Source organism: Alphaproteobacteria bacterium, assembly GCA_033344895.1.
GTDB lineage: Bacteria > Pseudomonadota > Alphaproteobacteria > UBA8366 > Aestuariispiraceae > Pacificispira.
Genome location: JAWPMN010000001.1, coordinates 3,242,830 through 3,254,581 on the forward strand (window position 1 = coordinate 3,242,830; position 11,752 = coordinate 3,254,581).

The 11,752-nt window shown below is 62.3% G+C and carries 11 protein-coding genes; 8 read left to right on the forward strand and 3 right to left on the reverse strand.

What is annotated here, in order from left to right; genetic code table 11:
* The first annotated feature begins 40 nt into the window (after window positions 1-40).
* From cimA to R8L07_15595, 4 genes are all read left to right on the forward strand, one after another.
* A complete protein-coding gene (gene cimA / locus R8L07_15580; GenBank protein MDW3206957.1) occupies window positions 41-1,630 on the forward strand; it encodes a citramalate synthase in 1,590 nt (529 codons plus the stop codon).
* Window positions 1,627-2,298, forward strand: coding sequence for a class II aldolase/adducin family protein (locus tag R8L07_15585; protein ID MDW3206958.1), 672 nt, complete (start codon window positions 1,627-1,629; stop codon window positions 2,296-2,298). The genes cimA and R8L07_15585 overlap by 4 nt, the downstream gene beginning before the upstream one ends.
* Window positions 2,299-2,301: 3 nt before the next feature.
* Window positions 2,302-3,387 carry an S-methyl-5-thioribose-1-phosphate isomerase gene (gene mtnA / locus R8L07_15590; protein MDW3206959.1) on the forward strand — a complete coding sequence of 362 codons (1,086 nt, stop codon included), beginning with the start codon at window positions 2,302-2,304 and terminating at the stop codon, window positions 3,385-3,387.
* A 127-nt stretch (window positions 3,388-3,514) separates the two neighbouring features.
* The gene (locus tag R8L07_15595) at window positions 3,515-5,275 is read left to right on the forward strand and encodes a monovalent cation:proton antiporter-2 (CPA2) family protein (GenBank protein ID MDW3206960.1); all 1,761 of its coding nucleotides are present in this window, start codon (window positions 3,515-3,517) and stop codon (window positions 5,273-5,275) included.
* Here R8L07_15595 and R8L07_15600 read toward each other — a convergent pair whose 3' ends face one another.
* Genes R8L07_15600 through R8L07_15610 form a run of 3 tightly spaced genes read right to left on the reverse strand, consistent with a single transcriptional unit; the run spans window position 5,276 to window position 7,546 of the window.
* The gene (locus R8L07_15600) at window positions 5,276-6,148 is read right to left on the reverse strand and encodes an S-methyl-5'-thioadenosine phosphorylase (protein MDW3206961.1); all 873 of its coding nucleotides are present in this window, start codon (window positions 6,146-6,148) and stop codon (window positions 5,276-5,278) included.
* A gap of 25 nt (window positions 6,149-6,173) precedes the next feature.
* Window positions 6,174-6,833 carry a uracil-DNA glycosylase gene (locus tag R8L07_15605; protein MDW3206962.1) on the reverse strand — a complete coding sequence of 220 codons (660 nt, stop codon included), beginning with the start codon at window positions 6,831-6,833 and terminating at the stop codon, window positions 6,174-6,176.
* Window positions 6,834-6,850: 17 nt separating this feature from the next.
* Complete coding sequence (locus R8L07_15610; protein ID MDW3206963.1) at window positions 6,851-7,546, reverse strand: NYN domain-containing protein; 696 nt, start codon at window positions 7,544-7,546, stop codon at window positions 6,851-6,853.
* A 365-nt stretch (window positions 7,547-7,911) separates the two neighbouring features.
* On the opposite strand from R8L07_15610, the gene rpoZ reads away from it, so the two are divergent.
* The 4 genes from rpoZ (at window position 7,912) to acpS (ending at window position 11,679) form a co-directional block, all read left to right on the forward strand.
* Complete coding sequence (gene rpoZ / locus R8L07_15615; GenBank protein ID MDW3206964.1) at window positions 7,912-8,307, forward strand: DNA-directed RNA polymerase subunit omega; 396 nt, start codon at window positions 7,912-7,914, stop codon at window positions 8,305-8,307.
* A 191-nt stretch (window positions 8,308-8,498) separates the two neighbouring features.
* Complete coding sequence (locus R8L07_15620) at window positions 8,499-10,661, forward strand: bifunctional (p)ppGpp synthetase/guanosine-3',5'-bis(diphosphate) 3'-pyrophosphohydrolase (GenBank protein MDW3206965.1); 2,163 nt, start codon at window positions 8,499-8,501, stop codon at window positions 10,659-10,661.
* Window positions 10,662-10,732: 71 nt separating this feature from the next.
* On the forward strand, window positions 10,733-11,245 hold the full coding sequence (locus R8L07_15625; GenBank protein MDW3206966.1) for a DUF2062 domain-containing protein: 513 nt from the start codon (window positions 10,733-10,735) through the stop codon (window positions 11,243-11,245).
* Window positions 11,242-11,679: a holo-ACP synthase gene (gene acpS, locus R8L07_15630; GenBank protein MDW3206967.1), complete on the forward strand. Its 438-nt coding sequence runs from the start codon at window positions 11,242-11,244 to the stop codon at window positions 11,677-11,679. The genes R8L07_15625 and acpS overlap by 4 nt, the downstream gene beginning before the upstream one ends.
* Window positions 11,680-11,752: the final 73 nt, after the last annotated feature.

The following is an 11,752-nucleotide window of genomic DNA, read 5'->3' on the forward strand; positions in this document are numbered from 1 at the left end:
GCTTTCGAGTTAGTGGGGGAACTGGAATGAGGCGAGTTTTATGAGCGAGCGCATCTATCTGTTCGACACGACCCTGCGGGACGGGGCGCAGACCCAGGGGGTGGATTTTTCCGTCGCCGACAAGGTCGCGATCGCCCAGGCGCTGGATCGTATCGGCATCGACTATGTCGAAGGCGGTTGGCCGGGGGCCAATCCGACGGATGATGCCTTCTTCACCGACCCGCCGGATCTTCACACCGCCAAACTGGTCGCCTTCGGCATGACGCGACGGCCCGGACGGTCGGCGGAGAATGACCCCGGCCTCGCGCCCCTTCTGAATTCGAAGGCCCAGGCGATGTGCCTGGTCGGCAAGAGCTGGGATTTCCATGTCGATGTCGCGCTGGAAATTCCGCATGAGGAAAACGTCGCGATGATCGCCGATTCGATCCGCCTTGCCGGACAGCGCAAGTCGGAGGCGATGTACGATGCCGAGCATTTCTTCGACGGCTGGAAGGCCAACAGGGACTTCACCCTGTCCTGTGTCATGGCGGCATATGAGGCCGGGGCACGCTGGATCGTGCTGTGTGACACCAATGGCGGAACCCTGCCGCATGAAGTCGACGCCATCGTGCGTGAGGTGGCCGAGCATATCCCCGGTGACCGCCTTGGCATTCACGCCCATAACGACACGGAAAACGCCGTCGCCAATTCCCTGGCTGCGATCCGCGCTGGAGTGCGTCAGGTTCAGGGCACGATCAACGGGTTGGGGGAGCGCTGCGGCAATGCCAATATCTGCTCGTTGATCCCGTCCCTGATGTTGAAGATGGGGTTCGAGACCGGCGTTTCGCATGACGGATTGAAGGAACTGACCCATCTGTCGCGCCTGCTGGACGAACGGCTGGAACGCCCGTCCAATCGTCATCAGGCCTATGTCGGGGAGGCGGCCTTTACCCACAAGGGCGGGCTTCATGTCTCTGCCGTCGCCAAGGATCCTAGAACCTACGAACACATCCCCCCGGAGACGGTTGGAAACCGCCGGCACATTGTGGTCTCCGATCAGGCCGGACGGTCCAACGTTCTGGCCCGGCTGGAGGAAAGCGGCATCGAGATGGAAGAAGCCGCGCTGCGCCGCCTGTTGGAGGATGTGAAGGACCGGGAGTTCCAGGGCTATGCCTATGACGGGGCCGAGGCCAGTTTCGAACTGCTGGCGCATCACGCCAAGGGCGATGTTCCGGACTATTTCGACATCAGCCGCTTCCGTGTCATGGACGAACGTCGCCACAACGCGGTCGGTAAGCTGATCACCGAATCCGAGGCGACGGTGCAGGTCGAAGTCCAGGGCCGCCAGGTCATGCGTGTCGCCATGGGCAACGGGCCGGTCAATGCGCTTGATACGGCTCTGCGGGAAGCGGTGCTGGAAATCTATCCCGACCTGAAGGACATGCAGCTTGTCGACTACAAGGTCCGCATCTTGCCGCCGCCCAAAGGGTCGACCGGGACGGATGCCGTGACGCGCGTGACCATCGAGAGCGAGGACGAACAGGGACACCGCTGGACCACGGTCGGCGTCTCGGCGAACATTATCGACGCCTCCGTCATCGCCCTCTACGATGCCTATGCCTACAAACTGATGCGGGACGGCATTCGATGAAGCTTCCGGGCCGGAACGAACGTCAGGCACTCGGCCGGCGCATAGTCGACACCTGTCTGGCCATGAACGCTTCGGGCATCAACCAAGGCAAGTCCGGCAATGTCTCCGCGCGCTTCGGCGACGCGATGCTGGTGACGCCGTCCGGTGTTTCCTATGACGCGCTGAAGCCGATGGATGTTGTCCTGCTGGGGCTCGACGGCACACCGGTCGAGGACGGGCAGCTTCTGCCGTCCAGCGAATGGCGCATGCATGCCGACATCTACCGTGCCCGTCCGGAGGCGCAGGCTGTGGTCCATGCCCATCCGACCTTCTGCACGGCGCTGGCCTGCCAGCGGATCGGCATCCCGGCCTTCCACTATATGGTCGCGGTTGCGGGCGGGACGGACATCCGCTGTTCCGACTATGCCACCTTCGGCACGCAGGCGCTTTCCGATACGATGGTCGCCGCACTGCGCGACCGGAAGGCCTGCATCCTGGCGAACCACGGCATGATCTGTTTCGAAACGACGCTTGAGAAGGCCCTGGGCCTTGCCATTGAGGTCGAAGGTCTGGCCCGCCAGTATCACCACGCACGGCAACTCGGCGAGCCGGTAATCCTGAGCGATGTCGAGATGGCCGAGGTGCTGGAGAAGTTCAAGACATACGGCAAGCAGCCGGGGAAGGCATAGGCGATGGAAATCGACGGCAAACCCTATCGCACCATCTGGGTCGAGGAACCGCGCAAATCGGTCGGGGTGATCGACCAGACAAAGTTGCCGCATCGGTTCGAGACGCTGACCCTGACCTCTCTGGAAGAGGCGGCGGTGGCGATCGAGGACATGATCGTGCGCGGGGCGCCGCTGATCGGGGCGACGGCGGCCTATGGTTTCTGTCTGGGCCTGGAAGCGGATTCCAGCGATGCCGGTGTGCAGTCGATCTACGACCGGCTGTACCGGACGCGGCCGACGGCGGTCAATCTGCGCTGGGCCCTGGATGAGATGCGCGCCCTGCTGGACAACCGTGCGCCGGAAGAGCGCGCGGCCCTGGCCTGGGAGCGGGCGGCGGAGATCTGCGATTCCGACGTCGAGATCTGCAAGGCAATCGGCCGCAACGGGCTGGAAATCATTGAGAAGATCGCGGCTGAGAAAGCCGAGGGCGAGGCCGTCAACGTCCTGACCCACTGCAATGCCGGCTGGCTGGCGACCGTCGATTGGGGTACGGCGACCGCGCCGATCTATATGGCCTACGAGAAGGGAATCAAGGTTCATGTCTGGGTCGATGAGACGCGCCCCCGCAACCAGGGTGCCAGTCTGACCGCCTGGGAACTGGGGCGGCACGGCGTCGACCATACGCTGATCGCGGACAATGTCGGCGGGCATCTGATGCAGCACGGGCTGGTCGATCTGTGCATCGTCGGCACCGACCGGACGACGGCCAGCGGCGATGTTTGCAACAAGATCGGCACCTATCTGAAAGCATTGGCGGCAAAGGACAACGGCGTGCCCTTCTATGTGGCGCTGCCGTCGACGACGATCGACTGGACCGTCCATGACGGCGTCCGTGAAATCCCGATTGAACAGCGCAAGGGCGAGGAACTGACCCGCATCGCCGGGCGGATGGAAAACGGTGATGTCGTCACCGTCGACATCGCGCCGGAGGGCGTCACCGCGCGTAACGATGCCTTCGATGTGACCCCGGCACGGCTGGTCACCGGCCTGATCACCGAGCGTGGTACCTGCGCGGCCAGCGAGGACGGTCTGAAGTCGCTGTTCGACTGACTGACTGACAAGAAGTGAAATTCGGTGAAAGTGTCCGCCTTTGCAGGTACTTTCACGGGACACCGTTGCGGTCCGACCCTGAGATGTGGAACCCTGTCGTGAAGGGGTAAAGCACGAAAGGACGATCATGGCTGCCGGCGGGGAATTGGGATTTCTGGAAGACGCCGCAATCTATCTGACGGCCGCCGTCGTCGCCGTGCCGATCTTCAAGCGTCTGAAACTGGGATCCGTTCTGGGATATCTCGCGGCCGGGTCGATCATCGGGCCCCATGCGCTGGGCGCGGTCGGGGATACGGAAAGCGTCTTTGCCTTTGCCGAATTCGGCGTCGTGCTGCTGCTGTTCCTGATCGGGCTGGAGTTGAAGCCTTCCAGACTCTGGGCCCTGCGCGCCGACATTTTCGGCCTCGGCTCCGCCCAGGTCCTGCTTACGGGCGCCGCGGTCGCGGTGTTCGGGACATTTGCCCTGGGCGCGGTGTGGCAGGCGGCGGTTCTGGTTGGTATGGCCCTGGCCCTGTCGTCCACGGCGTTTGCGCTGCAATTGATGCAGGAACGCGGGGAATTCACGACGCCTCACGGGACCAGGGCGTTCTCTATCCTGCTGCTGCAGGATATCATGATCGTCCCGATCCTGGCCCTGGCGCCGCTCCTGACCCTGGGGGCAAGCATTGAAGAGGCAGGCGGGGACTGGACCGATGCGCTGGAAAGCGTCGGGGCGGTCGTCGGACTGGTACTCGCCGGCCGGTTCCTGATGAATCCGATTTTCCGGATCATCGCGCAGACCCGTTCCCACGAGATATTCCTGGCGGCCGCCCTGTTGCTGGTGATCGGGTCGGCGTTGCTGATGCATCTGTTCAGCCTGTCCATGGCACTGGGCGCGTTCATCGCCGGTGTGATGCTGGCTGAAAGCGAATACCGCCATCAGCTGGAGGCGGATATCGAGCCGTTTCGTGGATTGCTGCTGGGACTGTTCTTCATCGCGGTCGGCATGTCCGTGGACTGGCCCGTGGTATTCCAGGAATGGGCCGTCGTGCTTGGCGGGGCATTGCTGCTGCTTCTGGCGAAGGGGGCAATCCTGTTCGGTCTTTGTCGGGCCTCGGGGTCGACGGGACCGGAGGCAGGGAGGATTGCTGCGACACTGCCGCAAGGGGGCGAGTTCGGCTTCGTGGTTGTGGCGGAAGGTGTGTCGCTCGGCCTGTTGAGTGCGACCGATTCCGGGATGTTGACCGCGCTGATTACCGTTTCCATGGCTCTCACCCCGCCGTTGCGCATGGCATTCGAGCGCCTTCGGCCGAGGCTGTGGCAGGATCCTGTGGAACATCTGCCGATCCCGGGAGAGGGCATCGAGGCCAATAATGTCATCGTGCTCGGTTTCGGGCGGGTCGGTCAGATCGTCAGTCAGATCTTCCGGCAGAAGGGGATTCCCGTCACCGCCATCGATGCGGACCCGAAACGGATCGAGGCCGCCAAACGGTTCGGCACGAAGGTTTATTTCGGGGATGCAACACGTGTCGATGTGTTGAGCGCCGCCGGCATGGCGCAGGCCGACCTCGTCTATGTCACAATCGACAATGCGGCCGCCTGCACGAAATCGATCGACTTGATTTCACACAACTTCCCGGCGGTGCGGATCATGGCGCGCGCACATGACCGGCTGCACGCCCTCGACCTGATGGACAGCGGCGCCGACTTCCTGATCCGCGATACCCTGGAGAGTTCGATCAAGCTGGCCGAAGAAGGGCTGCGCCGACTGGAGGTGGATCAGGAGGAAATCTCGATCCTGATCGAGGAATTCCGGCGGGCCGACAGCGAAAGGCTGGCGCGCCAGAAGGCTGAGGGCATCTATGCCACCGCGGATGACGGCAACACCTTCCGTCTGGACAAATCCTGATCAGCCCAGAACGCGGCCGGCAACGGCGTCCAGTTTCGCCACCATGTCCGGATCGCGCGCATCGGGCACGGTGATCAGGGCATTCTCCAGGGCGGTGTCGCAGCCACAATCCGGCGCGCTGGTCCAGCTGTTCAGGACCGATGCCACATGGCGCACCAGGTCCCTTCCATGATCGGCGTTTTCCAGCAATGTCTTGATGACCATTTCGACGTCGACATGATCATGATCCGGATGCCAACAATCGTAGTCCGTGACCATGGCGACTGTGGCGTAGCGCAGCTCCGCCTCGCGGGCCAGCTTTGCCTCCGGCATGTTGGTCATCCCGATGACGGCACAGCCCCAACTGCGATACAGCTCGGATTCTGCCTGTGAGGAGAATTGCGGACCTTCCATTGCCAGATATGTACCGCCACGGGTATGGGGGATGCCCAGGGCCTTCAACCCATCCTCACACAGATCGCCGAGCCAGCTTGAAACCGGATGTGCGAGGGAGACATGGGCGACGCAGCCCGGCCCGAAAAAGCTCTTCTCCCGCGCGAAGGTCCGGTCGATGAACTGGTCCACGATCACGAAATGGCCGGGCGGCAGTTCCTCTTTCAGGGAGCCGCAGGCGGAGACGGAAAGAATGTCCGTGCAGCCGAGCCGCTTCAGCGCATCGATATTGGCGCGGTAGTTGATGGAGGACGGTGTCTGGATATGGCCGCGCCCGTGACGGGGCAGGAACCGCACTTTCGTGCCCTGCAATGTCCCGCACAGCACCGCGTCTGAGGGCGCCCCCCAGGGCGTTTCCACCGTGGTCCAGTCCGCCCCCTCAATCCCGTCCATGGCGTACAGGCCGCTGCCGCCGATCACTCCCAGTATCCGTTCCGACATCCTGTACCCCCCGGTTTCCGACTGACTATAGATCGGCCGCGCGTTTGGCGGTCCGGACCGCCGTCCGGAACATCTCCTCCGTCAGCCGACCGGTATTCGTGTTGTAGCGCGAACAGTGATAGCTGTTGACTACCTGAATATTCCTACCCCCGAGCGCCCCGACGTCGTGGACGGCATCATGGGCGAACTTGATGCCGGAGGGTTTCACGCCGAGGACACGCAGGGCGGCCTCATGGGCGATACGGCCCAGGGTGAAGATGGCTCTCAACTCCGTCATCGCGTCCAGTTCGGCGACCAGGAACTCCCGACAGGTGTTCATTTCCTGACCGATCGGCTTGTTCTGGGGCGGGACACAGCGCACGGCGTTCGCAATGCGGCATCGGGTGAGTTTCAGGCTGTCATCCGGGCGGCGATCGTATTCACCGACCGCCAGGTCTTCCTCCACCAGGATCTTATAAAGAAGGTCACCGGCCCAATCGCCCGTGAAGGGACGTCCGGTCCGGTTCGCCCCGCCCATTCCGGGGGCCAGACCGAGGACCAGAAGCGGGGCATCGATCGGTCCCAGGCTGGGAACGGGGGAGTTCCACCAATCGGGGTTGGCCGCGCGAGCGTCCTCCCGAAAGGCGACGAGGCGCGGGCAGAGCGGGCAATCGCGCGGCGGGTTCTTGAAGGGCTGTACACTCACGGTTCGTCAGACCGGGCTCAACGATTGCCCGAACGGTCCGTGCGCTCGACGATGGCTTCGACGCCGGCGTAATCGTCCTCGTCGTCGTATTCCTCGTCCTCGTCATAATCCTCCTCGCCCTCGAAATCCGCCGACGGGCCGCGAACGGAGCGGCGCGGCGCCGTCGGGGCCTGCGGACGCTGGGCGTCATGGAAGTTCCGCGCGATGGTCTCCGCCAGATCGGACAGTTCGATGAAATTGTCGGCCTGACGGCGCAGTTCGTCTGCGATCATCGGCGGCTGAGACTTGATCGTGCTGACGACGCTGACCCGGACGCCGCGGCGCTGCACGGCTTCGACCAGGCTGCGGAAATCGCCGTCACCGGAGAACAGGACGACGTGGTCGAGATACTGGGTCATGTCCAGCATATCGATCGCCAGTTCCATATCCATATTGCCCTTGATGCGCTGACGGCCCTGGGAGTCGGTGTAGGACTTCGCCGGCTTCGTCACCATCGTGTAGCCGTTGTAGTCCAGCCAGTCGACCAGCGGCCGGATCGGGCTGTAATCCTGATCCTCGAACAGGGCGGTATAGTAGAAGGCGCGCATCAGTCGGCCTTCGGATTTGAAGGAGTTCAGGAGCTTCTTGTAATCGATGTCGAAGCCCAGCGCCTTGGCCGCCGAGTAGAGGTTGGCTCCGTCGATGAAAATGGCAAACTTCTCTTCTCTGTAAATACCGAGCTTCACGGCAGTATCCTCCGAATGAAATGACTTGGCGAAATTCCGTCAGGCGCCGAAAGGGCAACGAGAATTCGATGTTGCTCCCGGCGGCACCCCATTGGCGCAATTGGTAGCGAGGGTCCATGTCGCTTTCAAGCGCAATTGTATCGGATACCACCCATTTGGTAGGCCCTTTTGCGGCTCTGCGGACTTGATATCCGGGGGCAGGGAGCGTATATCGCACCTCCCGGCGCTATCCCGCGATAGCGCCTAGCGCTTTTTGTGCGTTCGGCAGGGCATGCCGGCTTCGGAAGTCAGAGGCTTCCACAGTCCCGTTTGCCGCCCGAAACGCCGCCACTGGATTGCGAGGACGAAGCGATATGGCCCGCGTTACCGTAGAAGATTGCGTCGAGAAGGTTCCGAACCGGTTCGAACTGGTCATGATGGCCGCCCAGCGCAGCCGCGACATCTCGAACGGCGTGCAGATTCAGGTCGATCGCGACAATGACAAGAATCCGGTCGTCAGCCTGCGCGAAATCGCGGAATCCAAGGTCGACGTCGAAGAACTGCAGGATGAGCTGATCCGCGGCATGCAGCGCTTCATCGACACGGACGAGCCGGAAGAAGACGATGACGTCCAGGTCTATGAGCAGGCCATGATCGGCGGCCAGGAAATGCCGTCCATGCCGGATCCGGGCCCGATCCCGGCTGCTCCCGGCGATGAGGACCGCCCGCTGAACATGCCGAAATTCGAGGATGTCGACGCCAACGACTGATCCGGTGTCGGACTGACCGCGAGTTGACCCGGAGCCCGGCCACAGAGCCGGGCTCTTTGCGTTTCGGGACCCTGCCCGTTGGGTCTTGTTTATATGGCGAAAGATGCAAATTTTCTTTTCATCCGGCGCGGCATTCATACTGTGCCTATATTGACTGATTAACGTCCTTCGAAGAGGCATTTTTCCCGGCCATGATGCGCCAGTACGAACTTGTTGAGAGGGTTAAGGCCTATGAGCCAGGCGCGGATGAAGACGCGCTGAACAAGGCTTATGTCTTTACCGTCAAGGCGCATGGCAATCAGAAACGGGCCAGCGGCGACCCGTATTTCTCTCATCCGGTCGAGGTTGCCGGCCTGTTGAGTGACAAACGGCTGGACTGCGCGTCGATCATCACCGGCCTGCTGCACGACACCGTCGAAGACACCGAAGTCACCATCCCGGATATCAACGAGATCTTCGGTGAGGAAGTGGCAGCGCTGGTCGATGGCGTCACCAAGCTGTCGCAGCTGGAACTGCAGTCGGACCGGACGAAGCAGGCGGAAAACTTCCGCAAACTGGTGCTGGCCATGTCGCAGGACATCCGTGTCCTGATCGTCAAGCTGGCGGACCGGCTGCACAACATGCGCACGCTGCACTTCATCAAGGCCCCGGAAAAGCGTCGTCGCATTGCCCGGGAAACGATGGACATCTATGTGCCGCTGACCGAACGCATCGGCATACGCGACTGGCAGGAGGAACTGGAGGATATTGCCTTCCAGGAACTGAACCCCGATGCCCGTGCCTCCATCGTCGCACGGCTGGAATTCCTGGCGGAATCCGGTGGCGACGTGGTGGAACGCGTTCGCTCGGCCCTGATGACGAACCTGACCGAGGCCGGATTGAAGGCGGAGGTATCGGGCCGACAGAAGCGGCCCTATTCGATCTGGCGCAAGATGCAGCGTCAGAATATCGGCTTCGAGCAACTGTCGGACATCATGGCCTTCCGCGTCGTCGTGGACTCCCTGGAGGACTGCTACAAGGCGCTTGGCGCCCTGCACGGCAAGTATTCGATGGTGCCGGGGCGCTTCAAGGATTACGTCTCGCTGCCGAAACCGAACGGCTACCGGTCGATTCACACCGGGGTCATCGGGCCGGAAAACCGCCGCATCGAAATCCAGATCCGTACCCGTGCCATGCACGAGATCGCGGAACTGGGGGTGGCCGCCCATTGGCGCTACAAGCAGACCGGCAAGCCGGACCAGGAAGGCAAGGGCTCTACCGAGGGACGGCAGTATCGCTGGCTGCGCGAATTGCTGGAGATTCTGGAGAACGCCTCCGGACCCGAGGATTTTCTGGAACACACCAAGATGGAGATGTTCTCCGATCAGGTGTTCATCTTCACGCCGAAAGGCGATCTTCACGCCCTGCCGCGCGGATCATGCCCCGTCGATTTTGCCTATGCCGTTCACACCGATATCGGCAATCGCTGTACGGCTGCCCGCGTGAATGGTCGTCTGGTGCCGCTGCGTACTGAGTTGCGCAACGGGGATCAGGTCGAAATCGTGACCTCCAAGGCACAGACGCCATCGCCGGCCTGGGAGAACTTTGTCGTCACCGGGAAGGCACGGGCCTGCATCCGCAGGTTCGTTCGCTCCGTTCAGCGCGAGCAATATGTCCGGCTGGGGAAAGAGATTCTGGATCGGGCCTTCAAAGGGGCCGGCTACGAGGCTACGGAAAAGGCGCTGAAAGGCATCGTCCAGCGCTTCGATGCCGAGAATGCAGAGGACATCCAGGCCGGTGTCGGCGAGGGGCGGATCAACGCACGGGACGTCCTGTACGCCGCTTATCCCGGCGCGAAGGAGAAAGAGAAAGAAAAGAAGGCGCCGCGCCCGAGGGCCGCCAAGGAACAGATCGATCCGACCTCCGGCGGGGCCATCCCGATCCGCGGCCTGATCCCGCATATGGCGATCCATTTCGCGAAGTGCTGTCACCCGCTCCCCGGGGACCGGATCATCGGGATCGTGACCACCGGCAAGGGCGTGACCATTCACAACATGGACTGCCCGACCCTCGAGAATTTCTCTGACATGCCGGAGCGCTGGCTGGATGTTTCCTGGGATCAGGACGCCGTGGACGGATCGGCCTTTACCGGTCGTATTCGGGCGGTATTGTTGAACGAACCGGGTGCCTTGGCCGAGGTGACGGGGGTGATCGGCCGGGACGGCGGCAATATATCGAATTTGAAGTTCACGAGCAGAAGCGCGGATTTTTTTGAGATGCTGATCGACATAGAAGTCGTCGATGCCAAACAGTTGAACAACATTTTGGCTGCCCTGCGCGCGTCCAAACACGTCAATTCGGTGGAGCGCGCCTGACCGACATGCTTTTTCGCCGCCGAAATCCGCCGACCCGACTTTCCAGGTTCCGTGAACTGATTTGGCCCCGCATGAGCTTCAGGCGGGTGCTGGGCTATTACAAGAGCCGTATGGCGCGTCTTCCGGGGACACCGCACAGCATCGCCGCCGGATTCGCGGCCGGCGCGGCGGTCAGCTTCACGCCATTCATGGGGTTTCATTTTCTGCTGGGCGCACTTGTCGCCTGGGCGCTGCGCGGCAACCTGATTGCATCGGCGCTCGGCACCCTTGTCGGCAATCCCTGGACCTTTCCCTTCATCTGGGTGGCGATCTACAAGGTCGGCGCGGCCATCATGCTGGATTCGGAAAGCCGGGTTCCGCTCAACGACCTGTCGCTGACCTATCTCTGGAACCATATCGGCGATGTCCTGCTGCCGATGATGCTGGGGGGCGCGATCCTGTCGGTCATTGTCTGGCCGCTGTTCTATTTTCCGCTCGCCCGGGGCATCGAGCGGTTCCGCAAGATGCGCTTCGAGCGCCGCCTTCGGAAACGGTCGAAGGAAATGGCCGTACCCGGACAGGCGGTCGGGCAGGATCCGGCATGATCATCGGCACCGGCACTGATCTATGCGAGATTTCCCGGATTGCCGCGTCGCTGGAACGGTTCGGCGACCGCTTCACCGAGCGCTGCTTCACCGATCGGGAACGGGCCCGGGCGGAGCGGAAGAAGGCGAAGCGCGCCGACCGCTATGCCCAGATGTTTGCCGCCAAGGAGGCATGCTCCAAGGCACTGGGAACCGGACTGCGCGAAGGAGTCTTCTGGCGCGACATGGAGGTTGTACCGCTGTCCAGCGGAAAGCCGCGCCTGATCCTGCATGGCGGGGCCAAGGCGCGGGCGGCGTATCTGATGCCGCCCGGATATGCACCCTTGCTGGACGTATCCCTGACCGATGAGGCGGGGCTGGCCCATGCGATGGTCATCCTGTCGGCGGTTGATGAGGCTTTGGCCGATCTGGCCACGACCTATCGGGAACGATGACCGCATGAGGCCGTGTGCCGCCCCCGGGCAGGGTTGACACTTTATGGACCGCCGGGCCATATCCCGCGCAATG

Bases quoted from the DNA above. Each gene is read 5' to 3' on its own strand.
- R8L07_15595 (MDW3206960.1), top strand. From the start codon at position 3,515: ATGGCTGCCGGCGGGGAATTGGGATTTCTGGAAGACGCCGCAATCTAT.
- mtnA (MDW3206959.1), top strand. From the start codon at position 2,302: ATGGAAATCGACGGCAAACCCTATCGCACCATCTGGGTCGAGGAACCG.
- acpS (MDW3206967.1), top strand. From the start codon at position 11,242: ATGATCATCGGCACCGGCACTGATCTATGCGAGATTTCCCGGATTGCC.
- cimA (MDW3206957.1), top strand. From the start codon at position 41: ATGAGCGAGCGCATCTATCTGTTCGACACGACCCTGCGGGACGGGGCG.
- R8L07_15620 (MDW3206965.1), top strand. From the start codon at position 8,499: ATGATGCGCCAGTACGAACTTGTTGAGAGGGTTAAGGCCTATGAGCCA.
- R8L07_15585 (MDW3206958.1), top strand. From the start codon at position 1,627: ATGAAGCTTCCGGGCCGGAACGAACGTCAGGCACTCGGCCGGCGCATA.
- R8L07_15600 (MDW3206961.1), bottom strand. From the start codon at position 6,148: ATGTCGGAACGGATACTGGGAGTGATCGGCGGCAGCGGCCTGTACGCC.
- rpoZ (MDW3206964.1), top strand. From the start codon at position 7,912: ATGGCCCGCGTTACCGTAGAAGATTGCGTCGAGAAGGTTCCGAACCGG.
- R8L07_15625 (MDW3206966.1), top strand. From the start codon at position 10,733: ATGAGCTTCAGGCGGGTGCTGGGCTATTACAAGAGCCGTATGGCGCGT.